This is a genomic window from Flammeovirga yaeyamensis (assembly GCF_018736045.1).
Taxonomy (GTDB): domain Bacteria; phylum Bacteroidota; class Bacteroidia; order Cytophagales; family Flammeovirgaceae; genus Flammeovirga; species Flammeovirga yaeyamensis.
In genome coordinates this window covers 1,926,119-1,952,209 of record NZ_CP076132.1, presented here as the reverse complement: position 1 = coordinate 1,952,209, position 26,091 = coordinate 1,926,119, and the positions used below count along the sequence as shown (strand labels likewise).

Genomic DNA, 26,091 nt, shown 5'->3' with positions numbered 1-26,091 from the left:
AGGTAGGCATCACCAATACTACTTAATTAGAATGAATCAAAATTCGAACATTTACGCATTTTTTTTCAACATAAATTTGCATCTTCAGTATTATTACGTAGTTTTACTTAAACTTTCACTTAAAAGACATCAATTATGACAAAAATAGTAATAGTAGGAAACGGTATGGTAAGCTATAAGTTATGCGAGAAACTTGTAGAAAAGAAGAGTGCCGCTTCTATCACTGTCATAGGCGAAGAACCACGTCCAGCATACGATAGAGTACATTTAAGTGCTTATTTTGAGGACGCTAATGCAGACAAACTTTCTATGGCCTCAAGAGATTGGTACTCAGAAAATGGTATCGAGCTCGTTACATCTGAAAAAGTATCTCATATAGATAGAGATAATAAACAAGTAACTACGCACAATAATTCTACGTACTCTTACGATTACTTAGTTTTAGCTACGGGTAGTGCAGCTTTTGTCCCTCCTATTAAAGGTGTAGATAAAAAAGGTGTATTTGTTTATAGAACAATAGAGGACTTAGAAATGATGATGGCTTATGGTAAAAAAGTATCATCTGCAGCTGTTTTAGGTGGTGGTCTTTTAGGTCTTGAAGCGGCTAAAGCTGCTTTGGACATGAATCTAAAGACTTCGGTAGTCGAATTTGCCCCTCGTTTAATGCCAAGACAATTAGACGAAGTAGGCGGTGAACTACTAAAAAGTAAAATGGAAGATTTAGGCGTTGAAATTCTTTTAGGTAAAGCTACTTCTCAAATTGCAGGAGATGACAGCATGACTGGAATGGATTTCTCTGACGACACTTCTTTAGACGTTGAGATGTTAATTATCTCAGCGGGTATTCGTCCAAGAGATGAATTAGGTAAAGAGGCAGGCTTAGAAGTAGCAGAAAGAGGCGGTTTTGTAGTCAACTCTCTAATGCAAACGAACGATCCTGAAATTTTTGCCATTGGCGAATGTGCATCTTATGAAAATATGATTTACGGTTTAGTTGCTCCAGGTTATGATATGGCTGAAGTAGTGGCTGAACAAATCGCTAATGAAAACAAAGAATATAAATTCGAAGGATTTGATATGTCAACTAAACTGAAATTAATCGGTGTTGATGTAGCAAGTTTTGGTGATCCATTCTGTGATAATGTACCTCACTCTCCTATCTCAATTGCTGACCAACAAGCAGGTGTGTATAAGAGATTGAACATTAGCGAAGATGGAAAGAAATTATTAGGCGGTATTCTAATTGGTGATGCTGATGATTACAATATGTTACATCAGATGTATATCAATGAGATGGCTTTACCTCCACATCCAGTAGATCTTATCGCTAAAGGTAGCGGTGAAGGTGGTGCTGCAATTGGTGTGGACGCACTTCCTGATACTGCACAAGTTTGTTCTTGTGAAAACGTTTCTAAAGGCGACATCTGTTGTTCAATTCAAGACGATGGTGTTACTGATATCAACGGTATTAAAAAAGCGACAAAAGCAGGCACAGGTTGTGGTGGATGTTTACCCATGGTGAACAATATCCTTGAAGATACTTTAAAGAAAATGGGTGCTACTATCCGTAAGGAAATCTGTGAGCACTTCGAATATACTCGTCAGGAACTATTTGATTTGATTAAAGTAAATGAAATCAAAACTTACGACGAATTATTAGCTAAATATGGTAAAGGTGCAGGTTGTGAAACTTGTAAGCCTGCTGTAGCTTCTCTTTTAGCTTCTATTTGGAATGAATTAATTCTTAATCAAGCTACTATTCAAGATACCAACGATCGATTCCTTGCTAATATCCAAAAAGGCGGATCGTATTCAGTTGTACCTCGTATTCCTGGTGGGGAAATCACTCCAGATAAATTAATTGTAATTGGTGAGGTCGCTAAAGAATTTGATCTATACACTAAGATTACTGGTGGTCAGAGAATCGACTTATTCGGTGCTACATTAAATGATCTTCCTTTGATTTGGGAACGATTAATTAATGCTGGTTTTGAATCTGGTCACGCCTACGGTAAATCTCTTAGAACGGTAAAAAGTTGTGTAGGTAGTACATGGTGTAGATTTGGCCTTCACGACTCTGTTGGATTTGCTATTGAAATCGAAAACAGATACAAAGGCCTTCGTTCTCCACATAAATTAAAAGGTGGTGTATCGGGTTGTATTCGTGAGTGTGCTGAAGCTAGAGGTAAAGACTTTGGTGTTATTGCTACAGAAAAAGGATGGAACTTATATGTTGGTGGTAATGGCGGCGCCAACCCTAAACATGCGGTTCTTTTAGCAGGTGATATCTCTAAAGAAGAAGTAGTAAGATACTTGGATAGATACTTAATGTTCTATATCAAAACTGCAGAACCATTACAAAGAACGGCCCCTTGGCAAGAAAAACTTGAAGGTGGTATCGATTACTTAAAACAAGTAATTGTAGAAGATTCTTTAGGTATTGGTCAGCAACTTGAAGATGATATGGAAATCTTAATTGCTAACTACAGCTGTGAGTGGAAAGAAGCAATAAACAATCCTAAGATCAGAAAGCGTTTTGCTCACTTTAGCAATACTGATCAAGACGATCCAAACCAAAAGTTCAAGAGAGAAAGAGGACAACGTTTCCCTGTTGCTTGGTAATTAAATAAGATCTCAGAATGGTTATTTCCATTAAAAAATATTGATACTATGATTTTTGAAAATAAAACAATCGAAGAAGTAGATGTTTGGGTAAATGCCGGTCATGTAGACGATTTCCCAGAAGACGGAGGTTCTAATATTCTATATGAAGGAGAACAAATCGCCATCTTTAAATTCTCTACTTTAAACAAGTGGTTCGCCACTCAAAATCTTTGTCCCCACAAAAAGCAGATGATCCTCTCTAGAGGTATGCTAGGCACCGAAGGGGAAACACCTAAAGTAGCTTGCCCTTATCATAAAAAGACCTTTTCTCTGGAAACTGGAGAAAATCTTAACGGATGCGAAGACACTATCCAAACCTACCCTGTAAAGGTAGAAAACGATACCGTATTCGTGGGACTTTACGAGAAAAAATAGGTGAAAAGTAAATTGATTGAAAACATCCCTATTTGGGGTGTTTTCTCTTACACTGAACCTCCACAACATTTTCAATTTTACATAAATGTGGAGGTTTTTTTATGCCCAAATTTTTATGGAGATAGATTTTTTTGAAAGTTATTATCAGAAAATCGAAAAAAAGTGTGACCAAACTTTACGAACTTGCATCTAATCTATAGAACATCACACAAAGGCGCCTTTTTGATGTCAATTTAGAGTTTAATCAACAAAATATAGATTATTATGCAATACGGATTCGGCGTATTATTCGAAACAATCAATTATCTGGCATTCTTCGCTGCAGTAACTTTTTCCTATTTCTATTATATGAAATTTAGAAATCAGGAACGAATGTCCTTAATAGAAAGAGGGGTTGATGTTTCTGAAATTTATAAAAAACCTGAGGGCAAAAAGAATTTCCCTTGGATCACTTTAGCTTTCTTTATCATGTTTGTTGGTATAGGAATAGCTTTAAGTATTTTCGTTTCTATTGCCAATGATCTTCATAAACAGATTGGCGTGCCTTTAGGGTTTGCCATTTGCCTTATATCAGGGTCAATTGGATTACTTATAGGCAGAAAAAAAGAAAAGAAAGAAGATCAGTAACGAATGGATAGCATCTATATAAAAAAGGTGCTGGAAGGCGATACACAATCTTTTCAATTTTTAGTAGGTAAGTACAAGGAAGAAGGATTCTCTGTGGCTTTTTCGATTGTTAAAAATCAATATCAAGCAGAAGAGATTTTACAGGAATCGTTCATAAAAGCTTTTGAAAAGCTTGATCAGTTTAAGGGAAAGTCCTCATTCAAAACTTGGTTTTTTAGGATTATCATCAATGAGTCTCTTCAAAAAACAAGAAAAGATCTTCCTGAAAGTCCGCTTGAATATGCTGAAGATAAAGAACAAGATGTCAACTCTATTTTAGAAAACATCAATCTAGAAGAACAAAGAGTGATTATTTCTGAGGTTTTTGAAACCCTCACTCCTAACGAATCTTTAGCACTCGACCTCTATCATTTGAAAGAATATAGTATTAAGGAAATAGAAGATGTAACTGATTGGAAAGCCTCTAAAATAAAAATGCTTTTATCAAGAGGTCGGAAAAACTTTTACGGAAAACTCCTTTCAGTATTTAAAATTGACAAAAAATCCATCTTATGATGAATGAAGATAAAGACCTAAAGAAGGTTTTAAATAAAATGCACACGCCCAAATTAAGTGATGATTTTGAAGATATTTTGATGCAAAAGGTGCATCAGAAAGCTGTTGTAAATAAACAGAAAATGCATTCTTTAAAATGGATGTTGATCTACTTCTTCAGTGGTCTTTTCTTAGGTGCATTCTTTATTTTCAACCACTTCAATTTACTATCAGATAATCAAATGTGGGCAGTAATTATACTCGCTATAATTATTTGTACTATGCTCATTTTTATCATAGAAAAGGTCGTCAAAATGATACTTTATCAGAAAGGAAAAATTGATATTAAGGAGCTATAAAAATTATAACTTACTAGTGTTAAATAAAAAAGAGTCAGCAACCGAAATTGCTGACTCTAGTTATATATCTAGGGTTATGTTGAATTACTTCACAGTGTATCCTTTACCTTCCATACAAGCAGAGAACGCTTTTACAAAATCATCTTTCATTTTTTGATTTTGTGCAGCTGCAGCTTCGTTGTTTTGCTTTTGTTCAACAGCATCACCATAAGCTTTTGCTCTTCTACCTCTTAAACCACCTGCGACCGCACCAATTGCAGCACCTTTACCAGCATCGCCAGCAATTGCACCGATAGCGGCACCTGCAGCTGCTCCACCTGCAGCACCTCTAACTGCAGAACCATCCGCAGAAGTGTCTGCTTTCTTCGCTTGAACTACAGTTGGATTTAAAGGATCGTATCCAGTTTGATCGATTGCCCATTTATAACAAGCCATCTCATCCGCATCCATTGTTGCTTGATCTTGACTGTTTGATGGGAAGATATATAAACCCAATCCTTTACTTACCGAAGTTGTCGGTGTTTTTGCTTCGGCAGCTGGTGCTGCAGTTGCAGTATTAGATTGTGATTCGTCAATATTATAATTTGATTGTGCATAGATTGTGATGAAAGATGAGAACAAAAATAAAGCGGCAGTTGATAATAAATTTTTCATGAATAAGTTTTTTTAAGTTTGATTTGATGTAATTAACGGCCTATAGGTGTATAAAGAATATCAAATTATGATTGAAAAATATCAAATTTTGTCTTTTATGATTTTAGTAGAATATGTAACAAAATTTAGAATAAACGTACAGGCTTAACAGATGCAAATGTATGTAAATAATAAATGAAAGCACATAATTTCTTTAGTTTTCTTTTGTATTATTTTCACCTCAATTATTTTTAGGAATGCAAAAGACAAACAAACATACTCGAACATTAACGCACAGAATAGAAAAACTCAGTTTAAAGAAGCTATGGACGCTTTATTCTATTGCAATAACTATAATTATCTTACTGCTTACTTTTTCACAGATTATTAATTATTCGTTTTCTCAGAAGCAAAGTGTAGATGCCGACATTATTAATATGGCGGGACGTCAGCGTATGTTGAGTCAGAAAATAACTAAATGTATTCTTCTTATTCATAATGATCATGCACCCGATACTTATGCGAAAGAATTAAAAAAAGCAATTCAACTTTGGAAGAAATCACATGAACAACTTGGGAAGCACAATACTAAAATCAATAATGAAATTATTAAATCTGATGCTGATTTTCTTTATGCAAAATCGGATGCTTTCTTAAAGAAAATAATTGATGATGCTAAAGGGTTCTCCGATCAATCCTCTAAAGAAGTTGTACAAGAAATATTAGACAACGAAGCGTATTATTTGGTACATATGGATCAGCTAGTAGGCATATATTCTGATTATGCCAACTATAAACTGAAACTTGTTCAGAACACTTCGATTCTACTATTTATTATCACTTTAGTTATTTTATTCTTCGAGCTTTTCTACGTATTCCGACCAACAGCTACAAGAATTAATAAAACTATTGCTGAGTTAGAAAAGACAAAAAACATCAATCATGAAAAAATTCAAGAAATAGATCAACTGTACCGTTCTCTTGGGCAAGCGTATCAGCATTTATCAGAATCTAAAGAAACAGATGAAAATCTGCATGCTACTTTAGCGAAGGTGAACATGGAAGGCGATTTTACTTTCATTTCTGAAAAACTATTTGATATCATCCAAACAAAAGCGGATGATTTTACCTCAAGTCTATATTATTGGTTAGCTTCTGAGGGTTACAAAAAAGAGATGATTCAGGAGATTCTAGATATAGTCATTAATGGGGAGACTTGGGCCGGTACTATAAAAGTAACTGATGCAGAAGGTGATTTTAAATGGTTGGAAATCATTTTATCTAAGATTTATGGAAAACCTACAGAAATTTTGATTGTGGGTAGAGATATCACGGATCAAAAGGAATCTGAAGAAAGATCAAAAGAAATTAATCAAGAAGAAATTGATAAACATATTGAAACTCAGAAATCAAGATCATTATTGATTTTGAAAGGACAAGAAGAAGAAAGAGGACGTATATCAAAAGATATCCACGATGGTATAGGTCAACTGTTAACTGCTTTAAAATTCAGTTTAGAATCTATCAACCCTGCTCAAGTAAAAATATCAACCAATAAGCTGAAGGAATCCAAAGGTTTACTTAAGAATATTATTAGAGAAGTGCGACGTGTCTCTTTCAATTTGTCACCAAATACTTTAGGCGATTATGGTATTCATGCCGTACTAACACGTTTTGCTCAAGAAACCAGTCGATTATCTGATGTTGAAATTAAATACAGTAATACTTCTGACTTTAACCAACGATTCGAGAAGCATATTGAAACGAATATCTATAGAATCGTTCAGGAAGCTGTTAATAATGCTATAAAGTATGCTGAAGCGGAAGAGGTAGATATTCATTTAAGTCATGATTTCGAAGCCCTTTATATCGAAATATCCGACAATGGTAAAGGATTCGATATGAACAACTTAGAGATTCATGGTGGAGGTAATGGTCTGTTAAACATGAAAGAAAGAGCTGGTTTTGTCGGTGGTGAAATCAGCGTATCATCCGCAAAAGGAAAAGGGACGAAGATTTCAGTAGAAGTACCTATTGAGGAAAACTAAGTAATTTTTATATATTGCATTATTAAAGGAACAATATGATCCATATCAGTTAACAATAACTGATGATGAAATTGACAAAAGATATTTTTTTAGACTCACATCAACTTATTAAAATATAGATGACGCAGATTTCGGTAGTATTAACAGACGATCACGTAGTAGTTAGAAATGGTATAAAACTGTTACTGGAAAATAGCCATGAAATAAACGTGATAGGCGAAGGTGCTAACGGTTTGGAGGCACTTGAACTTTGCAAGAAACTTACCCCTGATGTTTTGGTTATTGATATTAGAATGCCCGTAATGAACGGTATTGAAGCCACTTCGAAAATAAAAGAGTATAGTCCGAACACCAAAGTGCTTATTTTATCAATGCACGATGATTCTGAATATATTTTAGATGCGGCTGAAAAGGGTGCTAGTGGTTATTTACTTAAAGACTCTAATAGTGATGAGTTTTTAAAGGCTATTAAAACTGTTCATGAAGGAAAAAAATACTTCAGTGGTGATATTTCTAAAGTATTAGTTGAAAGTTATCTAAATATCAAAAATAACAATACGCCATCACCTAAGCCTGAGACAAAAGAAGTAGCTTCTATTGATCTTACTAAGCGTGAAAAAGAAATTTTAAAATATGTTGCTGCTGGAAAGAGTAGTAAAGATATCGCTTCAATATTAAATAAAAGTGTGCGCACAGTAGAAACACACCGTTTTAATATCATGAAGAAAATGGAAGTAAAAAGTGCGGTAGAACTTATTGCCAAGTTAAACGACTACCCTACTTTAAAAAGTGAATTAGATTTATAATCTCATTCGTTTTTAAGAAAAACCTAAGCCTATCTACTTAGTAGATGGGCTATTTTTTTGCCCTTAAGTAGTGATTCATCCCCTGAATTGAAAGTATTTACGTAATATATTCAATTTTTCATCCTCAATATTACGTATTATTACGTATTTTTACTTACTTTTGAATTATACATTACTTACTAAGTTCTTTTATCGTTTCATCCCACTCGATAAAATACTTAGAAGTAATATAAAACAAACACATGCTTTTAGGGGGAGGCATGTAAAATGCTTCCTCCTTCTTTTTCACTAAGCAATAAAAAGAAGATGAAAACAATCACGACCTATAAATCTACTTGTTCCTATTGTGGTGTAGGCTGCGGTATTGATGTTCATAAAGATGCCAAAGGTAAACTAACTGTCGAAGGAGATCAGAATTATCCTGTAAATAAAGGAAAACTTTGTTCTAAAGGAATGAATCTTCACTACGTAGTTCAAGATACTTCGGATAGATTACTCTACCCTCAAATGAGATGGAGTAAACAACATGAACTTCAAAGAGTAGATTGGGATACTGCTTTTACAAGAGCAGCGGCTGTTTTCAAATCAATTATAAAAAAATATGGACCAGATTCGGTAGGTATGTATGTATCGGGTCAGTGTCTAACAGAGGAATATTATTTAGCCAATAAACTGACTAAAGGTTTTTTCCAAACCAACAACATTGATACAAACTCTCGTTTATGTATGAGTTCAGCCGTTGTTGGTTATGTTAAAACCCTAGGTGAGGATACTGTTCCTATCTCTTATGAAGATATAGAATTAGCAGATACGTTTTTAATTGCCGGTGCAAACCCAGCTTGGTGCCACCCTATTTTATTTAGACGTATTGAAGCACATAAAGAAGCAAATCCTGATACTAAACTAATTGTAGTTGATCCAAGAAAAACACAAACTTGTGCTTTAGCAGATTTACATTTACAATTAAAGCCAGGTACTGATGTTGTTCTTTATCAAGCCATTGGTAGAGCAATTATCGAGGAAGGCGATTTGGATTGGGATTTCATCAAAAACCATACAGATGGATTCGATGCTTACCGTAAAGAAGTAATGTCTAGAACTTTAAAAGAGGCTTCTTCTATTACTGGTGTAAGTATTGATAATATCAAACTAGCTGCTCGATATATTGGTAATGCAAAAGGGTTTATCAATATGTGGGCAATGGGCCTAAATCAATCGGCTCAGGGTACCAATAAAAACTTGGCTTTATTAAATCTGAACCTAATTACTGGTCAGATAGGTAAGCCGGGTGCAGGTCCTTTCTCTTTAACAGGTCAGCCTAACGCAATGGGTGGTCGTGAAGTGGGTGGTATGGCTTCTTTATTGGCAGCACACCACGACTTAAAAAATCCTGAACATAGACAAAAGGTAGCTAATTTCTGGGGTGTAGATGGCATTCAAGAAAAGCCAGGTAAAACAGCTACAGAAATGTTCGAAGCTTTACATTCTGGAGAGATGAAAGCCGTTTGGATTGTATGTACTAACCCAATGGTAAGTTTACCAAATTCCAAATTGGTTGAAGAGGCTTTAAAGAAAGCAAAATTCGTTATCGTTCAAGATATATCTGGAAAAGCAGATACGGTGGAGCATGCCGATCTTATTCTACCAGCGGCGGGCTGGTTAGAAAAAGAAGGAACAATGACCAACTCTGAAAGACGTATTAGTCATTTAGAAAGAGTCATCCCTTCTCCGGGAGAAGCATTACCTGATACAGAGATTTTCTGTCGTTTTGCTCAAAAAATGGGATATCATGGTTTTGACTACCAATCAACTGAAGATATTTTTAAAGAGCATGCCGCTCTAACAAAAGGTACTAATATTGATATTTCAGAGGTAACTTATGATACTCTTAAAAAAGAAAGATCAATTCAGTGGCCCTATGTGAATGGTAAAAGTCAAGAAAGATTATTTACCGATCATCAGTTTTTTACACCGAACAAGAAAGCTCAAATCCTTACTTCTGGTCTTCAAAATGCATCGGATGCTACAAATGAAGACCTTCCATTAGTGTTAACCACAGGTCGTATTCGTGATCAGTGGCATACCATGACACGTACAGGAAAAGTAAACAAGCTTAATCAACATATTAGTCATCCTTTCTTAGAAATTCACCCTGATGATGCCAAAGAAAGAGATTTAAAAGAAGGAGAAACTGCCGTTATTCAGACTGAACGTGGTGAATGTAGAGTAAACGTTATTGTTACCACAGATGTTAAAAAAGGAGTTATCTTCATGCCAATGCACTGGGGAAAAATTGGCGATCAGATTTTTGCAAGAACAAATAATCTGACGACCAATAATATTGATCCAATATCAAAAGAACCTGATTTTAAATTCTCTGCTGCTCAAGTAGTAAAATACAAAAAAGAGAAAGAGAGAATTCTAATCATTGGTGCAGGTGCGGCTTCCTATAGATTCTTGTATACTTACAGAGAACTCAATAAAGAAGATACTATCGAGGTATTTTCTAATGAATCTACACCATTCTATAACAGAGTTTTACTACCAGAATATGTCAACGAAACTTTATTATGGAAAGACCTTCAAAAGTACGACAACCTTAAAGAATTTGATGATTTAGACATCAAAATTCATATTGGTAAATCCATCCAAAGTGTTGATCGTAAATCTAAATCGATTACCGATCAATTTGGTGATGTTTACGAATATGACAAATTAGTCATTGCGACAGGTAGCCGTCCTTTTGTTCCTGCTGATGTGCCTATTCATTTAGAAGGGGTATTCACTATGAGGAACAAAAAGAATGCTGATAATCTGAAGCAATATCTTGGTGGTCAAGGTTCTGTTGTTATTGTTGGTGGTGGTCTTCTAGGACTGGAATTAGCGGCATCACTAAGAGAAATTGATATTGACGTTACCATCGTTCAATTAGCTGGCCGTTTAATGGACCGTCAGTTAGATCCAACTGCTTCAGAACTATTGCTACATCATGTGGAAGACAAAGGTATTGAAGTGCTTCTGAACGATCAGGTACAATCTATCGAAAAGATTGGCGATAAATCCTATAAAGCCAAGCTTAAAGGTGGTAGAACATTAGAGAGTCAAGCCATCGTTTATGCTATCGGTACTCGTCCTAACGTTGAATTAGGAAAAGAATCTGGTTTGAAAACATCAAGAGGATTGTTGGTCAATGAATACCTTCAAACTTCGGATGCTGATATTTTTGCAATGGGTGAAATTGCAGAATTCGAAGGACAAATGAACGGTACAACAGCAGGTGCTGAAGAACAAGCAGACTCTTGTGCTCGTTTCATATCAGGTGATTTATTAAGTAGATACAGTGGTACATTGCCAATGAACATACTTAAGTTCTCTGATTTATCACTTTGTTCTTTAGGAATTATAGACTACCCAAGAAAAGATAGATCTTATGAAGAAGTCATCTTACTTGATAAAGCACAAGCCTTCTACAAGAAATGTATTATCAAAGACGATAAATTAGTAGGTACCATTTTATTAGGTGATAAAGCTGAATTTGCTGATTATAAGAAACTAATTGAATTAAAAACTGAATTAGGTTCTAGAAGATCTGAACTTTTAAGAGGTAAGAGTGATGCTGAACCGTTGATGGGTGAAGTAATTTGCTCATGTGGAAATGTGGGTTCAGGAAACATCGATAAAGCCATCAATGCAGGATGTACTTCTTTAAATTCACTATGTGAGTCAACAGGAGCAGGTCTTGGATGTGGCAGCTGTAAAACAGAATTACAGCAGATATTAAAGAACCATGAAGAAAAAATCCTTACTTTGTAATATAAACTTTCAATTATGATCGACCAACTATCTACGGAGACAATAGAAAAAGAAGATTTAGTAAGAGTTTTTATTAAAGGAGGGATTTCATCGCCCGGCGATCTTCTGAAAATTATTCAGGTGGCAGAAGAATTGGATGTAGAGTTTCTACATTTTGGTTCAAGACAAGATATCTTGTTTGCTCCACCAAGAATTAGTAGACAAAAACTAAGAGAAACATTTGATTCTATCAAAACAGGTTACGACTGTGACGGAGAATCTTTTCAAAATATTGTGACCTCATATGTAGCTTTGGATGTTATTCCAAGTACATCTTGGTTAGCGGCACACACTTATCATTATATCTTAGATACCTTTGATTTCCAACCGAAATTAAAGATTAACATTACTGATCCTGCACAAACAATGGTTCCTCTATTTACAGGACAATTGAATTTTGTAGCTTCAGAAAAAGAAGGATATTGGTATTTATTTATTCGTGAAGAAGAGCAAGCTGAAGTGCTTTGGGAATGTCCTAATTTAATTTACAATTACGATATCGCTAAAGTCGCACGTGCTTTTGAGGGTCTATATATTCCAGGTAAAACAATTGATTGTTCTAAAGTTTGGAAAACTATTGTTTCAAGCTTAGACATTAATACATTAGCCAAAACGGGATCATTAAAATTACCAACTGGGCCTTTCCCTTATTACGAAGGATTACATCGAATGCTAAGTGGTAAATATTGGTTAGGATTATATTGGAGAAATAACTGTTTCGACCTTCCTTTCCTGAAACAATTGTGTGAATTGTGTTTAAAAACCAATATTGGAAAAATCACAATTACTCCTTGGAAATCATTTATTGTAAAAGGCATTGATTCTAAGAACATTATCAATTGGGAAAAATTACTTGGTAAATTTGGTATAAATGTTAGACACTCCTCTTTAGAGTTAAATTGGCATTTACCTGTATTAGATCAAGAAGCTTTAGATCTTAAAAATTACCTAGTAAGAGCACTTGATAAACAAGATATCAGTACTTATGGGTTAACATTCACGATCAAAACTAAGCCTGTTATTTTATTTACAAGTGTAGTTATTGAAAGTGTTCCATCAAGTAATGGAAACTTATTCAATATTCTATATGCTAAGGATTTCAACTGTAACGAACCTAAGTATATCACTTTTGTAAAGAAAGTACCTAAAGAAGCCATCCCACCTATTCTTATCGAATTGAGTCATTTATACTATGAACAATTAGATAATAGTAATTACGATGTGGATGAACCAAAATCAAGTTTACCACAACAAACAGTAAAAGTTTATCAGTGTAATAACTGTTTAAGTATTTATGATGAAAGTTTGGGTATGCCTGAAGAGGGAATTCCTGCCAATACTAAGTTTGAATTCTTACCAAGTTCTTTCACTTGTCCATTATGTGATGCAGAGAAGGAAGCTTTCCAAGAGATAGAAATGCCTCAAAATAATTAATCATATATATTATAATGACAAAAGACTCAACGATTCTATTTCGTTGAGTCTTTTTGTTTTAAGATATTTCTTGATATTATCCCCTTATAATTGAACATTAAGTAAAGCTTCATAAGGATCACCTTCTAAGTTTAATAGTTTTGCAAAAGCAGGTTCTGTTTTTAATCCTGCTTTTTTAAGAGCGATTATTTTCTTCTTAAAATCATCACCTAACTTATTTAGAAAATGATACTCTATAAGCATATGTCGGTAAGCATTTTGTTGAGCCGCAGGCTTATTTTCACCATAGAGTTCGATCTCCATTCCATCAACAAAGAAATTAAATGTAACACATTCTTTGTCATTACGATTCATCATACCTGAATAAGAGAATCCATCATATTCAGAGAAATGCTTCTCTACTTTTTGACGAAAGCTATCAAAGTCATTTACTTCACAAATAACATCTAAATCACTCTCTTCGATATTTATATCTATAGGTATGGTACCTGTCAAGATAGGTTTATGATCCTTAAGTATTGAAAATAACTCAATCTTTTGTATAATCTTATAAGATTTTCGTTGTATTTGATTACCATTTTTTAGGTAATCAATATTTATAAAATCATGAATCATTGAACAAGTAGTTAAAAATAAGAAAGTGAACATCTAAGTCTAAGGATGAGAAAACACCCAATGAGATCCATCTTCAAAAAACTCTTTTTTCCAAATAGGCACTGTTTCTTTTAGTGTATCAATAGCATATTGACAACCATCAAAACTTGCTTTTCGATGAGGTGTAGACACAGCAATTACAACAGCTATCTCCCCTACCAAACAATCTCCTAAAGCATGTACAATACTTACCTTATCTGCTTGATATTTCTCCTTTACCTGATCCGCAATTTTAGTCAATTCTGATATGGCCATTGGTTCATAAGCTTCAAAGAATAATTTAGCAACATCTTTCCCTTTGAAGTTATTTCTTACGGTCCCAATAAATACATCTATCGCCCCACAACTATCTGATTTTACACTATCAGTAATTTCGGCAATGTTGATATCATTTGTAGATTTTAAAGCAATCATAATATTATCATCCACCAGACATAGGTGGGATTAAAGCAATTTCGTCTGTTTGTTGAATTAATTCTGTACCATTCGCATGTTCACCATTTACAGCAAGAGCGATAGACCTCAATTTAGTAAGTGCTGGATAACGTTGTTTTAAAGCCTCTAGTAAATCCTCAGAAGTCTTTTGTTCAACTGTTAATTCCCATTCCAATTGAGAATCACCAATGATATCTTTAGCAATTCCAAAAAGTAAAATTTTCATACTTAAAATTAATCATAAAGTATTAAATACAAAAAAGGCTTCCACCGAAGTGAAAGCCTTTTGAATATCATCTTATAAAAGATTATAGAGCAATACCCATGAATGACATGAATGCCAATCCCATCAAACCAGTGATGATAAAAGTAATACCTAAACCTTTTAAAGGTGCTGGTACGTTAGAGTATTTCATTTTCTCACGAATCGCAGCAAGAGCGATAATCGCGATTAACCAACCTAAACCAGAAGAGAAGCCATATACACCAGCTTCAATAATAGTGTACTCTCTTGGTACCATAAAGAATGCGGCACCTAAGATAGAACAGTTTACGGCGATTAGTGGTAAGAAAATACCTAATGATCCATATAATGAAGGAGAGAACTTCTCGATGATCATCTCTACCAACTGTACAGTCGATGCTACTACAGCGATAAATAAGATGTAAGTTAAGAAGTCAAGGCTAACGTTAGCATAAGCATCTGATACCCATACCAAAGCACCTTCTTTCAAAATATAGTTATATACCAACCAGTTCAAAGGAACTGTAATTGTCAATACGAATGTTACGGCTGCACCTAAACCTAGGGCAGTATCAACTTTCTTAGAAACGGCCAAGTAAGAACACATTCCCAAGAAATATGCGAACACCATGTTGTCGATAAAGATCGACTTGATTGCAAGATTTAATAAATCCATTTTTGTGTCGAATGTTTTTTAATGAAAATTGTTCTTAAGCTTCTTCTACGTAACCGTTTCTCCAACGCTGAACCCAAATGATCAAACCGATAATAATGAAGGCTCCTACTGGAGAAGTCATTAAACCGTTGTTTACATATGCTTCTGGAAGAACACGGATATCAAACAATGTACCTGATCCTAATAACTCACGGAAGAAAGCAACCACTAAGATCACCCATGCATAACCGAAAGATGAACCAAGACCATCAAGAACTGAATCATATGCTTTGTTTGCCATAGCAAACGCTTCCAAACGACCCATTACAATACAGTTGGTAATGATTAGACCAACATATACACCTACTACTTTAGATACATCATATAGATAAGCTTTTAAAACTTGGTCTACGATAATTACTAAAGATGCTACAATACCCAACTGAACAATGATACGAATACGTTGTGGAATTGCATTACGTAACAATGATACGATCAAGTTTGAGAAGATAATTACGAATGTTACCGCAATTGACATTACTAAAGTTGGTTCCAACTTAGAAGTTACCGCCAATGCAGAACAAATACCTAATACCTGTACCGTTACAGGGTTATCGTCATCCAGAGGATCTGTAATAATTTTCTTTCTTCTCTTCGAGAATAAAGCCTCTGATTTTTTTGCTGCTACAGTTTCTGTGCTCATTTCTTTTTTTGCTTTTAAAATTTACAAATAGAAAACTACTGGGCCATAGAAACCGCAGAAGCACCTTTATTAATGAATGGTTGGTAAGCTTCAAGGTACATTTTTACCATGTCGTTTAAGCCATTCGCTGTTAAAGTAGCTCCTGAAAGACCATCCACTTCAGAATTAGAAAGACCTGTGTGTCCTTCACCTTTCACCATGTGAATTGGAGTCAATTCGCTACCATTTGTGATAGTTTTACCGATGTAACGGTTTTGTACTTCCGTATCGCTAATTCTAGCACCTAAACCTGGAGTTTCACCTTTATGAGAGAATACTACACCTTTTACAGATTTCTTATCTGCATTTAAAGCGAAGTAACCCCAGATGTCGTTCCAAAGTCCATATCCATACATAGGAAGAATGTAAGCTTCAACTGTTTTACCATCTTCAGCAAGGAACTCATAGATTGGTAAAACTGGTTGTTCTTTTGATTCTCCTTTGTTTAGTTTTTTCAACTTTTTCCACTCTTTAGAGATGTTTAGTTTCTCTAAAGTAGTAGCGTCAATTGCAGATCCGTCAACATTTACAACTTTGATTCTTTTGTCGTAAACTGCTGCAATTTCTGTTTTTGGTGATTCACTCATTTCTGGCATCACAGAAAGCATAATTTGCTTTTTGGTGTCAAGAGCAATCTGTATTTTCTGTGTCTCATTTAGAGACACTGCAGTGAACGCTAAGATACCGCCAAGGACGATCGTCATAACGACTGCAAAACCGATGACATAACCGTTAGACTGTTGCACGTTTTAATCTTCGTTTTTTGTTCGCATTTACTACATAGTTATCGATCAATGGAGCCATTACGTTCATAAGAAGAATAGCTAACATGATACCTTCTGGATACGCAGGGTTCAATACACGGATAATTACCGTCATGATACCGATAAACGCACCATAAATCCACTTACCAGTGTTGGTTTGTGAAGCCGATACAGGGTCAGTTGCCATGAATACAATACCAAATGCAAAACCACCAACAATTAAGTGATAGTAAGATGGCATATCAAGGTAAGCAAAATATTTTGCTCCTTCTACACCGTCTTTAACTGCTTGCATGTCTCCAGCAAAAACGTTTAATAAAACACCCATACCTAAAGCACCAAGAACTCCTGAAAGGATAATTCTGTAATCAGCAACTTTAGTCCAGATCAATACGATTGCACCGATCAAACACATTAAGGCAGAAGTTTCACCAATTGAACCTGGGATTAGACCAATGAAAGAAGTCATCGCTAATTCTGCAGGAGATTGTACCCAATGAGCATGTTGTGCTACAAAATCAGCTACTGGCTGACCTACTTTCTGAGCCTCAACAGCTAAACCAAGGAATGTTGCACCAGTAAAACCATCTACAGTAGCCATAGCTTGACCCGCTGCAGTTTCACCGATTTCGATCCATACTTTGTCACCTGAAATTTGTGCAGGGTAAGCAAAATATAAGAATGCACGTGCTGTTAAAGCAACGTTCAAGATGTTCATACCTACACCACCGAAAACTTCTTTAGCGATTAATACTGCGAATGCAGAAGCTAAAGCAATTTGCCAAAGTGGTAAAGAAGCAGGAACAACCAATGGTATCAGGATACCTGTTACCAAGAAACCCTCTGTAATAGGGTGATTTCTAAACACAGCGAAAGCGGCCTCAATAGTACCACCCGCAGCATAAGAAACTATAATTAATGGCAAAGCCAATTTTAAACCATAGATTAACTGAGCACCGAAAGAGGCAACTTCAGCATCATTGGTAGCAAGGAAGTGTTGGTAACCAACGTTCCATATACCAAAAAGAATCGCAGGGATTAAGGCAATCACTACAGTCATCATCACACGCTTCAAATCGACCGCGTCACGAACCTGTACACCTTTTGCTTTAGTTACTTCCGGAGGAGTAAACATAAAGGTCTCTCCTGCTTCAAAAACATAGTAAAGCTTTTCTAGCTTACCGCCTTTCTCGAAAAGAGGCTTTTGTTTTTCTAAGAGATCGTGTAAAAATTTCATTGAACTTAAGCTATTTTCTACTTAATAATTTTGCACCAAATTAGTCCAAACGCATTGTATCAAGACCTTGACGAACAATTTTCTGGATATCGTGCTTAGATACATCTATAAACTCACAAAGAGCGAAATCCTCTTCAGCAACTTCATAAATACCTAAAGCTTCCATGTTCTCATAGTCATATGCTAAGATGGACTTTAATAAATACATTGGATAAATATCCATTGGAACTACTTTTTCGAAAGCACCAGTAACAGCAAATGGTCTGTCTTGACCGTTTGTGTTTGTATCTAATGCATATTCTTTAGAAGTAGAACCCAACAAACCAAATGCTTTATGGAAAGACAAACGGCTTGTAATTGGTGCTAACCACCCGTCAGTTAGGAAGAATCTAGATTTCTTACCTTCTGCCAATGCAGTTACCATGTTCGAATAAAAGCCTATGAAACCATCTTTGCTAATTGCTGAACCAGTAAGGATGTTACCAGAAACTACACGAACATCATCTCCTTTAATTTTTGCTGCCGCAATTGTATCTACAGAAGCACCAACATATGTTTCAACATATTCTGGTTTGTCAACTTTTGGACCTGCTACAGCAATAACTTGTTTAGCATCGTATTTACCTTCCTTGAAAAGTTTACCAATTTGTGCTAAACCTTGTGGAGAGATTGTCCAAACTACATCATTTGCGTTTGCAATTGGAGAAGTGTGGTGAATTTGAACACCAACGTTACCTGCTGGGTGAGGTCCGTTGAATTTATTCTTTTCAACACCTGCTACATTATCAAATAATTTTGATGGAGCAGTTCCGTTTAAACCAACATACACTTTTGGAGCAAATTTCTTAAGAACATCTACACCCGCTTGGATGTAAGCTTCTTGTCCTTGAAGAGTGAATTCATAATTTGGAGCCAAAGGATGGCTATCAAATGATGAAACAAAGATTGCTCTTGGTTGATCTGAAGGATCAGCAACAATCGCATATGGACGACGGACTAATAGTGGCCAAACACCACTTTCCAACATCACTGCTTTTGCATCTTCTACTGATACTTGATCTACTGGTTTTACTGGGAATTCTTTGTATTCAATGTTGCTATCAGCTTCTACAACGATAGCAAGTAATTTACGACGCTCACCTCGTTGGATTTCAACGATTTCGCCGCTTACAGGTGAAGTATATTTTATTTCTTCTTGTTTCCCGTCGATTAAGATCGGGTCACCTGCCTTAACTTTAGCGCCCACTTTAACCACAGACTTCGGACGAATCATGCCCGGAAAATCTTCTGGTTTTAAGGCGTACCTTTTGGGTGCTTCGACATCCTTGGCAATGCTTTCTGTAGCCTTACCAACAAGTTTGATATCGAACCCTTGTTTTAATTTCACGTTATTAGACATCGGATATTATCGAGTGACAGAGTAAACGCTCCTATTTTTTTCAACGACAAACTTACTAAATTCATATTATTGTTGAAACTTTATGGGCATCGGATTTAGTAAGTAAATTCAAATATTTAGGTATTTGAATAAATAAAGTTAAACTTTAACATAAAAAATCTGCAAATTGGTACACTAAATGATATATATAAAGACGTTATAAAGAGAAAGAATCATAAAATCGACTAAAATGCAAACAGTAAACAGTACAGAAATCGCCGCAATTTGGGATCAGATCAAGCATCGTAAAGATGTTATCAGCGTACATAATTTACACTTCGTTAAGGTCACTGATGCAACTTTAAAAAACCCCCATCTTATCACATGGGATTTCCATAAAAAAGAGGTAAATATTTCTGAAGTTCCTTATGTAAATACTGTTGATGATGAACCTATTAACTTAGGTGATTACAAATATCTATGGGTAAAGAATGAAGACCCAAGAAATCAGGCATTATTTAGAATCTTGATGAATAACGATGGTAAAAGTTTCGAATTAAAAACACTTTTCCATCCAGCACATCAACAACAAGAATTAAAAGTAAATTACCTCCCCTTTTCAGCGGAAGTAATTGAAGCATAAAAAGGAGCAAAAGCTCCTTTTTTTATATCTCAAATATTACTTTTTCATTAGGCACTCTTACCCTTTCATTGTAAATCCCACCCTCTGCAGCAGGTCCACAACCTATGATCATGCTTATTTCAGTATCTTTAGGAAGATTTAAGATTTTTTTAATGCGTTTACTATCGAATCCTTCCATCGGACATGTATCATAACCTTCAGATTTCATAGAATACATAAAAGTCATAGCAGCTAAAGCGACACTTTTGTGCAGAGTTATGGCTACATCTTTTTTCGCTACTTGTCTAACCATCGGACGTTTTAAACCAACGAACCAAGCAAACATTTTCTTCCCAAAACTACGGATGCCTAGTTTATCATTTTTATATAAAATAGGAACTAGCTTTTCGTAATAGCTTAATGCTCTTTTTTGATCTTTTTCGCTTAAAGGCTTTTTCTCAAAACCTTTTTTCATCTCCTCTAAATTAAATTTTGCTCTTTCAGACCATAATGAAGGTCTCACCGTGAACAATACTAATTCTCTTGCAGTTGTTGCCGCTTTTTGCTTCATACAATTCACTGCAACCTCCTTTTTAATATCCTCAGTGGTAATTCTATAGAACTCCCACATTTGCATATTCGAACTGTTTGGGGATAAAGTAGCTCTTTCTAGACTTCTCTGAACTGCCTCATGATCAAAAGCCACTTCCTGATCGTAAACTCTCACTGATCTTCGTTCGTTAACCAGTTCATCAAAATACTTGGCGTTGTTAGTCATTTTTTATTTGTCCTTTTTTATTATTTAATTGTCATTGTAAATAGAGCATTGTCGATATTAATATCTGTATAAACCTCTTTGTATTCATCAAAAACTAATGATCATCAAATATTTATACATGTAACTCCTTGATATTGTATCCTTTTAAATGCTATTCACAATTTGATCACAAAATTAGTCAATAATTAATTAACATGAGAAAGTTCATTTCTAATTTATCAATCTTAAGTCTTTTAGTTGGGTTAGCCTTCATATTACATTCTTGTGGTACCGACGGAGAAGAAGTAGATTTAGGTAGTGCTACCTTTTATGCTGACTCAAATAGCGGTTCTTCTGGAGGAGTAATTACGATTCTAATTACTGATAAAAATGCTAATGAAAAGGCTGAAGGACAGCTTTTAGCATATGCACAAGATCCAAACTGCGGTAAAGAAATAGATGGAGATAAAGACGTATTCACTGTAAACTTACCTGACGGCACTTACACTGTATTCGCCGTTGAAGGGGATTATAATGGAATAGACGGTTCTTGGTTTAACGACCAATATGGTCAGGACATCACAATTAATAATGGTACATGTAGTAGATTTTATTTAGGTGGAGGCGACTTTCCTAAACAACCTGCACAACCTAATCCTGTAGCTGGAGCAAGGTTCTCTAAAGACCATGTATTTATGTTATTCAAGGTTACAGAGAATTAATACTCTATTTATATATTAATCATAAAAAAAGCGAATCCAACGATTCGCTTTTTTTATCCTCCAATCATAGACATGGAGTCAAGTTGATTGTTATCCTCTTCTTCTTCCCAACCACTTTTTTTCTTTTTGTAAAGGTGATTTTGAATTTCATCTACAATTTCTTGATTAGACATATCTGACCTAACCAAGGCTCTTAGATCCAAACCATCTTTAGAATACAAGCAATTTCTTATTTGCCCTAATGATGTAATTCTTAATCGATCACAAGTACCACAAAAAGTTCGACTAAAGGCTGGAATGATTCCAATTTTCCCTTTTAGAAATTTTGTTTGATAGATTTGGGCAGTTGAGGGTTGATTCGTTTTTATTTTCTCGAAATCTGAAAACTCATTGAATAAAACCTCTTCAATATCTTTGTAGTTCCAAGTAGTAGATACTTCTCTACCTGTACCATTAAATGGCATTTCTTCAATATATCTGATTTCAATTGGTGCATTTTTGGCAAGCAAAGCTAAAGGTATAATCTGATCCGTATTTTTCGAATCCATCACCACCATATTCACTTTCACATTAAAGTCCATTTTGATCATTTTCTTCAATGAACTCATCACTTTATCAAAATCATCTCTTCTAGTAATTTCTTGAAATTTTGATCTTGAAACAGCATCAAGGCTTAGGTTGATGTCTTTTATCCCTAAATCATTCAACACTTCAAGGTGTTCCTCCAATAAAACACCATTTGATGTTATCCCTACTTTTTTGATGCCCTCAATTTTCACTAATTGCTCCAAAAAATGAATCAAACCACTCCTAACAAAAGGTTCCCCTCCAGTAATACGCACTTTTTCTACACCATTTTGAGCAAGGATCTCCATTAACTTTATCATCTCTTCAAAAGTCAATAACTTATCCTTTTGCACAAATTTCATATGCTCAGGCATACAATAGGTACATCGGAGATTGCAACGATCAGTTACGGCTAATCGCACGTATTTTATTTGTCGGTTAAACTTATCTGTTAGCATAGATTACAAATATAATTGATCTAACACACAAATTATAAAAAAGACCTTATCACATGTTAAATGATAAGGTCTTAAATCAAATATTAATTCTTTACAAAAGATTTGATTTTGTAAGATCTTTGTACACTTCCCAAAGAACCAACAATACTGCTACTGCAATACATGGTTGGGCTACGAATACAAATAAGAACATTAAATATGGTCCTGGCATAATGATGTAAGGAATGGAAATAGCCAAACCTACGATCACAAGCATAGCTTCTATAAATATCTTTCTCATAATTTCTATTTATTTGATACGGCAAGGTTTGAAATATATTCTTTTACTTCATTGGCATCTTTAGAAGAGATTTCTCTATTCTTTGGATTAGATAACCACTTATAATCCTCATGACCTGGCGTTCTTCTCGAAGGTTCTGGATGAGCTCTACCATGACAGTTTAGACAAGAAATAGAAGCATCATCACTTTTTAAGTTTTCAATAACTGGCTGATGTTCTTCAACAGCTTCGAAAGTTCTTGAACCTTCGTGACAACCATAACAGTTCATAGAATTAAATTCACCTCTGTAGCGAATGGGCTCTTCATATGTTTTTGTTACGTATCTCATCAAGTGTCTGTAACCATCTAATTTTGCTTTCATGGTTCCTTGGAAACCATAATCGGCATGACAGCTATAACACTCATGCTCAGCAATCCATCCATTTTTATAGTGTCTTGCTGCTAAAGTTTGAGATGTTGCATCAAACATCATGTCGTTAGCCATAGGTGCCATAACGTGGCAGCTTTGACAAGTTGTTGACTCTTTAGTTGTTACAAAAACATGATAGTTTCCTAATAAAACAGCCAAAACTGGGAATAAAATAATAGCTACTAAAACCATTGCTCTTACTCCACCTGTAAGGTGCTGTTGAAACCTTTGTTGTCTTAATTTGAAAAGTAGGATCACTTCTACGATTAGGATCACTACTGCAAGTATATCTAATATTGTTTCCATTAATCGTTGAAGTTTAACTTAATTTTTTAACACTAATTGCTGTTACTTTATAATCAGGCTCCTTAGAAACAGGGTCATGATCATCAGATACAACATTATTTACTAAAAACTTTTGATCATAGAAAGCGGCGAAGACTACTCCTGGAGTTTCGTGATCTCTTGAGATATCTACGATGCCTTCCATTTTTCCTCTTGAACTTTCAACTTCAATTTTATCTCCCTTTTTAACACCTTGTGCACCAGCATCACTTGGATGGAAAACAAAACGACCTGGACCAGCAGAATGATTTAATTCTGGTACACGGAAAGTCATTGTTCCTGTATGCCATTGTGAAATCACACGTCCTGTTGTTAAGAATAATGGTCTTTCTTCAGATACATCTTCTTTACCAGCAATATAAGGTCTAGCAAAAACAACTGCTTTACCATCTGGTTTTCCATAGAAGTGAACTTTATGGTTCGCATCCACATGTTTATCAGCAAATGGATCACCTTTGATGTATCTTCTTACAGTTCCAGGATGATCTTCTGAAGGACAAGGCCATTGAATACCCCTTTCCGTTCTCAATCGTTCTCTAGTAATTCCAGAGAAATCATATTTTGATGATTTCGAAATTATTCTGTATTCATCCCAACATTCAGTTGGTGTTTTGTATGTAATTAGTTTTCCTTGACCCATTCTGTTGGCAAAGTCAACTAAAATATCAAAGTCTGAACGCGCTTGACCTACAGGTTCTCTTAGCTTTTCAATAATTTGATATCTTCTTTCTGTTTGTCCATACACCCCTTCTTTTTCAATATAAAGAGCTGCTGGAAGAAGAATATCTGCAAACTTAGCTGTTTCTGTATCTTCAAAAATTTCAGAAACTACTAGGAAAGCTTTTTCCATTCCTTCTCTGTAGTATCTGTTGTTTGGTAAAGATTGTGCAGGGTTAGAACACATAATCAATGCTGCTTTCACATCACCTGTCACCATACCATCAAACATAGCTAATGCATGTCTACCTGGTTTTGGAGCAATTGTACCTTTAGGCACTTTCCAAAGCTCCTCCATTTCGTTTCTATGTTGCTCTTTAGCAATTAAACGACCGTTTGGTAATAAGTGAGCTAGTGAACCTGTATCACGAACACCACCACATGCATTACTCTGTCCTGTTAATGAAAGTGGTGTTGCACCAGGCTTACAAATCTGGCCAGTGATTAAGTGTAAAGAGTTAAGTGTATTATTTAAGAATACCCCTTGTACTCTTTGGTTAATACCCATTGTCCACAAAGACATCGTTGCTTTCGATGAAGCAAACTGATAAGCAATCTCTCTAATTTGTCTTGGAGTGATACCTAATTCATCTGCTACTTTCTCCGGTCTGTAATCTTTTAGGAACTTTTTATATTCATCTAAAGTGATTTTGTTTTTACCATCACTGAAATTGACATATTTGCCTACAAAATCCTCATCGATTAACCCCAATTCTGCAATTACGCAACACATAGAGTTTAACAACAACATATCTTTACCTGGTAAAACAGGAACATAGACATCTGCATGTACAGCTGTTTTTGTTTTACGAGGATCGACAACGATGATTTTTACATTTGGATCAGCTTTTTTACGCAACATGATTCGTTCCCATAATGGAGGGTGGCATTCATAAGCGTTAGAACCGATTAAGAAAAATGTTTCTGCATGGTCGATATCTTCGTACGCCCCTGGAGGTTCGTCTTTACCAAAAGTTTGTGTATAACCAACTGCAGCTGATGCCATACATAAACGAGGGTTACCATCAACGTTATTTGATTTAAACCCAGCCTTAAATAATTTATTTGCAGTATATGATTCTTCAATTAGTAATTGACCCGAACCATAGAACCCGATACTTGTCGGACCATTCTGATCTAAATTTTCTTTGAATTTTTTGGTCATTAGTTCCATCGCCTCTTCCCAAGTCGATTCTACTAACTTACCATTCTTTTTAATTTTCGGGACCTTTAATCTTTCAGGGCTTTTCATTACTTTATCAAGCATTGACCCTTTAATACATATGACACCTTTGTTGTGGGCTTCTTGGTCTCCACGGACTCTAACTAATTTGTCCTTATTCATACCCAACATCACTCCACAACCTGTACCACAATAACGGCATACAGATTTGTGCCATGATTTCACTGGCCCTTCATCAACAATAAGTTCAGTTAGTCCCCAACCACTAAGTGCTGCACCGCCTACGGCAACGGTACCGCCAGTTAGTTTTAGGAAATCACGTCTTGATAAACTCAAGTCGTCTTTTTTATTACTCATTTAACAGTAGTGTTTAATTCCGAATATTATAAATCAATAATGTGTTTTAATTATCTAAAATTTAGCTTTTAGATTTCGATATGTAATACTAAAATCAATAAAATTTCTATTTCATGACATAAGTCACCAATTAAAGATGATATTTAATAGAAATTAACTATTGAGGCGTAACTAATATTGCACTCAGAGAAATTTTAGATATTTTTACCTAAAATTAAATAAGATTTTAACT

Annotated in this window: 25 protein-coding genes; 11 read left to right on the top strand and 14 right to left on the bottom strand. The window is 35.2% G+C overall.

Going from position 1 to position 26,091, the window contains the following annotated elements; all coding sequences use genetic code 11:
* Window positions 1–135: 135 nt before the first annotated feature.
* From nirB to KMW28_RS07585, 5 genes are all read left to right on the top strand, one after another.
* The gene (gene nirB, locus KMW28_RS07605) at window positions 136–2,622 is read left to right on the top strand and encodes a nitrite reductase large subunit NirB (protein WP_169663932.1); all 2,487 of its coding nucleotides are present in this window, start codon (window positions 136–138) and stop codon (window positions 2,620–2,622) included.
* Between the two features lie 48 nt (window positions 2,623–2,670).
* Window positions 2,671–3,039, top strand: a complete 369-nt coding sequence (gene nirD / locus KMW28_RS07600; RefSeq protein ID WP_183363911.1) for a nitrite reductase small subunit NirD — start codon at window positions 2,671–2,673, stop codon at window positions 3,037–3,039.
* 264 nt (window positions 3,040–3,303) lie between these two features.
* Window positions 3,304–3,666 carry a DUF6249 domain-containing protein gene (locus tag KMW28_RS07595; RefSeq protein ID WP_066208683.1) on the top strand — a complete coding sequence of 121 codons (363 nt, stop codon included), beginning with the start codon at window positions 3,304–3,306 and terminating at the stop codon, window positions 3,664–3,666.
* Between the two features lie 3 nt (window positions 3,667–3,669).
* Window positions 3,670–4,221, top strand: a complete 552-nt coding sequence (locus tag KMW28_RS07590) for an RNA polymerase sigma factor (protein ID WP_169663933.1) — start codon at window positions 3,670–3,672, stop codon at window positions 4,219–4,221.
* Entirely contained in the window at window positions 4,218–4,559 is a 342-nt protein-coding gene (locus KMW28_RS07585) for a hypothetical protein (RefSeq protein ID WP_169663934.1), read from the top strand. Before KMW28_RS07590 ends, KMW28_RS07585 begins: the two co-directional genes overlap by 4 nt.
* A gap of 84 nt (window positions 4,560–4,643) precedes the next feature.
* On the opposite strand, the gene KMW28_RS07580 is transcribed toward KMW28_RS07585, so the two are convergent.
* Window positions 4,644–5,213 carry a YMGG-like glycine zipper-containing protein gene (locus KMW28_RS07580; protein ID WP_205958172.1) on the bottom strand — a complete coding sequence of 190 codons (570 nt, stop codon included), beginning with the start codon at window positions 5,211–5,213 and terminating at the stop codon, window positions 4,644–4,646.
* Window positions 5,214–5,449: 236 nt separating this feature from the next.
* On the opposite strand from KMW28_RS07580, the gene KMW28_RS07575 reads away from it, so the two are divergent.
* The 4 genes from KMW28_RS07575 to KMW28_RS07560 all read left to right on the top strand — a co-directional run bounded on the left by KMW28_RS07575 (window position 5,450) and on the right by KMW28_RS07560 (window position 13,332).
* Window positions 5,450–7,240 (top strand): sensor histidine kinase, encoded by a 1,791-nt coding sequence (locus KMW28_RS07575; protein ID WP_169663935.1) that lies wholly within the window; start codon window positions 5,450–5,452, stop codon window positions 7,238–7,240.
* Between the two features lie 119 nt (window positions 7,241–7,359).
* Window positions 7,360–8,046 (top strand): response regulator transcription factor, encoded by a 687-nt coding sequence (locus KMW28_RS07570; protein ID WP_169663936.1) that lies wholly within the window; start codon window positions 7,360–7,362, stop codon window positions 8,044–8,046.
* Window positions 8,047–8,352: 306 nt separating this feature from the next.
* Entirely contained in the window at window positions 8,353–11,859 is a 3,507-nt protein-coding gene (locus KMW28_RS07565; protein ID WP_169663937.1) for a nitrate reductase, read from the top strand.
* 15 nt (window positions 11,860–11,874) lie between these two features.
* Window positions 11,875–13,332, top strand: a complete 1,458-nt coding sequence (locus KMW28_RS07560; RefSeq protein WP_205958173.1) for a rubredoxin — start codon at window positions 11,875–11,877, stop codon at window positions 13,330–13,332.
* Between the two features lie 84 nt (window positions 13,333–13,416).
* On the opposite strand, the gene KMW28_RS07555 is transcribed toward KMW28_RS07560, so the two are convergent.
* From KMW28_RS07555 to KMW28_RS07520, 8 genes are all read right to left on the bottom strand, one after another.
* Window positions 13,417–13,947: a DUF4269 domain-containing protein gene (locus KMW28_RS07555; protein ID WP_169663938.1), complete on the bottom strand. Its 531-nt coding sequence runs from the start codon at window positions 13,945–13,947 to the stop codon at window positions 13,417–13,419.
* A 39-nt stretch (window positions 13,948–13,986) separates the two neighbouring features.
* On the bottom strand, window positions 13,987–14,400 hold the full coding sequence (locus KMW28_RS07550; RefSeq protein ID WP_169663939.1) for a molybdenum cofactor biosynthesis protein MoaE: 414 nt from the start codon (window positions 14,398–14,400) through the stop codon (window positions 13,987–13,989).
* Between the two features lie 7 nt (window positions 14,401–14,407).
* Window positions 14,408–14,647: a molybdopterin converting factor subunit 1 gene (moaD, locus tag KMW28_RS07545; protein WP_066208695.1), complete on the bottom strand. Its 240-nt coding sequence runs from the start codon at window positions 14,645–14,647 to the stop codon at window positions 14,408–14,410.
* A gap of 82 nt (window positions 14,648–14,729) precedes the next feature.
* Window positions 14,730–15,341 (bottom strand): NADH:ubiquinone reductase (Na(+)-transporting) subunit E, encoded by a 612-nt coding sequence (gene nqrE / locus KMW28_RS07540; protein ID WP_066208697.1) that lies wholly within the window; start codon window positions 15,339–15,341, stop codon window positions 14,730–14,732.
* Between the two features lie 34 nt (window positions 15,342–15,375).
* Window positions 15,376–16,023: an NADH:ubiquinone reductase (Na(+)-transporting) subunit D gene (locus KMW28_RS07535; protein WP_066208699.1), complete on the bottom strand. Its 648-nt coding sequence runs from the start codon at window positions 16,021–16,023 to the stop codon at window positions 15,376–15,378.
* Window positions 16,024–16,058: 35 nt separating this feature from the next.
* The gene (gene nqrC, locus KMW28_RS07530; protein ID WP_066208700.1) at window positions 16,059–16,808 is read right to left on the bottom strand and encodes an NADH:ubiquinone reductase (Na(+)-transporting) subunit C; all 750 of its coding nucleotides are present in this window, start codon (window positions 16,806–16,808) and stop codon (window positions 16,059–16,061) included.
* A complete protein-coding gene (locus KMW28_RS07525) occupies window positions 16,795–18,063 on the bottom strand; it encodes an NADH:ubiquinone reductase (Na(+)-transporting) subunit B (protein ID WP_169663940.1) in 1,269 nt (422 codons plus the stop codon). Before KMW28_RS07525 ends, nqrC begins: the two co-directional genes overlap by 14 nt.
* Window positions 18,064–18,103: 40 nt before the next feature.
* Entirely contained in the window at window positions 18,104–19,450 is a 1,347-nt protein-coding gene (locus KMW28_RS07520; RefSeq protein ID WP_317171232.1) for a Na(+)-translocating NADH-quinone reductase subunit A, read from the bottom strand.
* Between the two features lie 241 nt (window positions 19,451–19,691).
* Here KMW28_RS07520 and KMW28_RS07515 point away from each other — a divergent pair, with 241 nt between their 5' ends.
* Window positions 19,692–20,084 carry a hypothetical protein gene (locus KMW28_RS07515; RefSeq protein ID WP_066208706.1) on the top strand — a complete coding sequence of 131 codons (393 nt, stop codon included), beginning with the start codon at window positions 19,692–19,694 and terminating at the stop codon, window positions 20,082–20,084.
* 22 nt (window positions 20,085–20,106) lie between these two features.
* Here the strand turns inward: KMW28_RS07515 and KMW28_RS07510 are convergent, their stop codons facing one another.
* A complete protein-coding gene (locus KMW28_RS07510; protein ID WP_066208708.1) occupies window positions 20,107–20,841 on the bottom strand; it encodes a nitroreductase family protein in 735 nt (244 codons plus the stop codon).
* A gap of 194 nt (window positions 20,842–21,035) precedes the next feature.
* Between KMW28_RS07510 and KMW28_RS07505 the strand changes: the two genes are divergently transcribed.
* Window positions 21,036–21,542 carry a hypothetical protein gene (locus tag KMW28_RS07505; protein ID WP_066208709.1) on the top strand — a complete coding sequence of 169 codons (507 nt, stop codon included), beginning with the start codon at window positions 21,036–21,038 and terminating at the stop codon, window positions 21,540–21,542.
* Between the two features lie 53 nt (window positions 21,543–21,595).
* Here KMW28_RS07505 and moaA read toward each other — a convergent pair whose 3' ends face one another.
* The 4 genes from moaA to KMW28_RS07485 all read right to left on the bottom strand — a co-directional run bounded on the left by moaA (window position 21,596) and on the right by KMW28_RS07485 (window position 25,859).
* Window positions 21,596–22,567: a GTP 3',8-cyclase MoaA gene (gene moaA / locus KMW28_RS07500; RefSeq protein ID WP_066208711.1), complete on the bottom strand. Its 972-nt coding sequence runs from the start codon at window positions 22,565–22,567 to the stop codon at window positions 21,596–21,598.
* A 91-nt stretch (window positions 22,568–22,658) separates the two neighbouring features.
* Window positions 22,659–22,847 (bottom strand): hypothetical protein, encoded by a 189-nt coding sequence (locus KMW28_RS07495; protein WP_066208713.1) that lies wholly within the window; start codon window positions 22,845–22,847, stop codon window positions 22,659–22,661.
* Window positions 22,848–22,852: 5 nt separating this feature from the next.
* The gene (locus KMW28_RS07490) at window positions 22,853–23,563 is read right to left on the bottom strand and encodes a NapC/NirT family cytochrome c (RefSeq protein WP_066208715.1); all 711 of its coding nucleotides are present in this window, start codon (window positions 23,561–23,563) and stop codon (window positions 22,853–22,855) included.
* Between the two features lie 13 nt (window positions 23,564–23,576).
* Entirely contained in the window at window positions 23,577–25,859 is a 2,283-nt protein-coding gene (locus KMW28_RS07485) for a molybdopterin-dependent oxidoreductase (protein WP_205958174.1), read from the bottom strand.
* Between the last annotated feature and the right edge of the window lie 232 nt (window positions 25,860–26,091).

What these genes read in the sequence shown, in the direction of transcription:
- KMW28_RS07505 (WP_066208709.1), top strand. Translation starts at nt 21,036, where the DNA reads ATGAGAAAGTTCATTTCTAATTTATCAATCTTAAGTCTTTTAGTTGGG.
- KMW28_RS07535 (WP_066208699.1), bottom strand. Translation starts at nt 16,023, where the DNA reads ATGAGCACAGAAACTGTAGCAGCAAAAAAATCAGAGGCTTTATTCTCG.
- KMW28_RS07515 (WP_066208706.1), top strand. Translation starts at nt 19,692, where the DNA reads ATGCAAACAGTAAACAGTACAGAAATCGCCGCAATTTGGGATCAGATC.
- moaA (WP_066208711.1), bottom strand. Translation starts at nt 22,567, where the DNA reads ATGCTAACAGATAAGTTTAACCGACAAATAAAATACGTGCGATTAGCC.
- KMW28_RS07525 (WP_169663940.1), bottom strand. Translation starts at nt 18,063, where the DNA reads ATGAAATTTTTACACGATCTCTTAGAAAAACAAAAGCCTCTTTTCGAG.
- KMW28_RS07575 (WP_169663935.1), top strand. Translation starts at nt 5,450, where the DNA reads ATGCAAAAGACAAACAAACATACTCGAACATTAACGCACAGAATAGAA.
- nirB (WP_169663932.1), top strand. Translation starts at nt 136, where the DNA reads ATGACAAAAATAGTAATAGTAGGAAACGGTATGGTAAGCTATAAGTTA.
- KMW28_RS07570 (WP_169663936.1), top strand. Translation starts at nt 7,360, where the DNA reads ATGACGCAGATTTCGGTAGTATTAACAGACGATCACGTAGTAGTTAGA.
- KMW28_RS07565 (WP_169663937.1), top strand. Translation starts at nt 8,353, where the DNA reads ATGAAAACAATCACGACCTATAAATCTACTTGTTCCTATTGTGGTGTA.
- nqrE (WP_066208697.1), bottom strand. Translation starts at nt 15,341, where the DNA reads ATGGATTTATTAAATCTTGCAATCAAGTCGATCTTTATCGACAACATG.
- nirD (WP_183363911.1), top strand. Translation starts at nt 2,671, where the DNA reads ATGATTTTTGAAAATAAAACAATCGAAGAAGTAGATGTTTGGGTAAAT.
- KMW28_RS07560 (WP_205958173.1), top strand. Translation starts at nt 11,875, where the DNA reads ATGATCGACCAACTATCTACGGAGACAATAGAAAAAGAAGATTTAGTA.
- KMW28_RS07585 (WP_169663934.1), top strand. Translation starts at nt 4,218, where the DNA reads ATGATGAATGAAGATAAAGACCTAAAGAAGGTTTTAAATAAAATGCAC.
- KMW28_RS07510 (WP_066208708.1), bottom strand. Translation starts at nt 20,841, where the DNA reads ATGACTAACAACGCCAAGTATTTTGATGAACTGGTTAACGAACGAAGA.
- KMW28_RS07590 (WP_169663933.1), top strand. Translation starts at nt 3,670, where the DNA reads ATGGATAGCATCTATATAAAAAAGGTGCTGGAAGGCGATACACAATCT.
- moaD (WP_066208695.1), bottom strand. Translation starts at nt 14,647, where the DNA reads ATGAAAATTTTACTTTTTGGAATTGCTAAAGATATCATTGGTGATTCT.
- KMW28_RS07485 (WP_205958174.1), bottom strand. Translation starts at nt 25,859, where the DNA reads ATGAGTAATAAAAAAGACGACTTGAGTTTATCAAGACGTGATTTCCTA.
- KMW28_RS07595 (WP_066208683.1), top strand. Translation starts at nt 3,304, where the DNA reads ATGCAATACGGATTCGGCGTATTATTCGAAACAATCAATTATCTGGCA.
- KMW28_RS07580 (WP_205958172.1), bottom strand. Translation starts at nt 5,213, where the DNA reads ATGAAAAATTTATTATCAACTGCCGCTTTATTTTTGTTCTCATCTTTC.
- KMW28_RS07555 (WP_169663938.1), bottom strand. Translation starts at nt 13,947, where the DNA reads ATGATTCATGATTTTATAAATATTGATTACCTAAAAAATGGTAATCAA.
- KMW28_RS07490 (WP_066208715.1), bottom strand. Translation starts at nt 23,563, where the DNA reads ATGGAAACAATATTAGATATACTTGCAGTAGTGATCCTAATCGTAGAA.
- KMW28_RS07550 (WP_169663939.1), bottom strand. Translation starts at nt 14,400, where the DNA reads ATGATTGCTTTAAAATCTACAAATGATATCAACATTGCCGAAATTACT.
- KMW28_RS07495 (WP_066208713.1), bottom strand. Translation starts at nt 22,847, where the DNA reads ATGAGAAAGATATTTATAGAAGCTATGCTTGTGATCGTAGGTTTGGCT.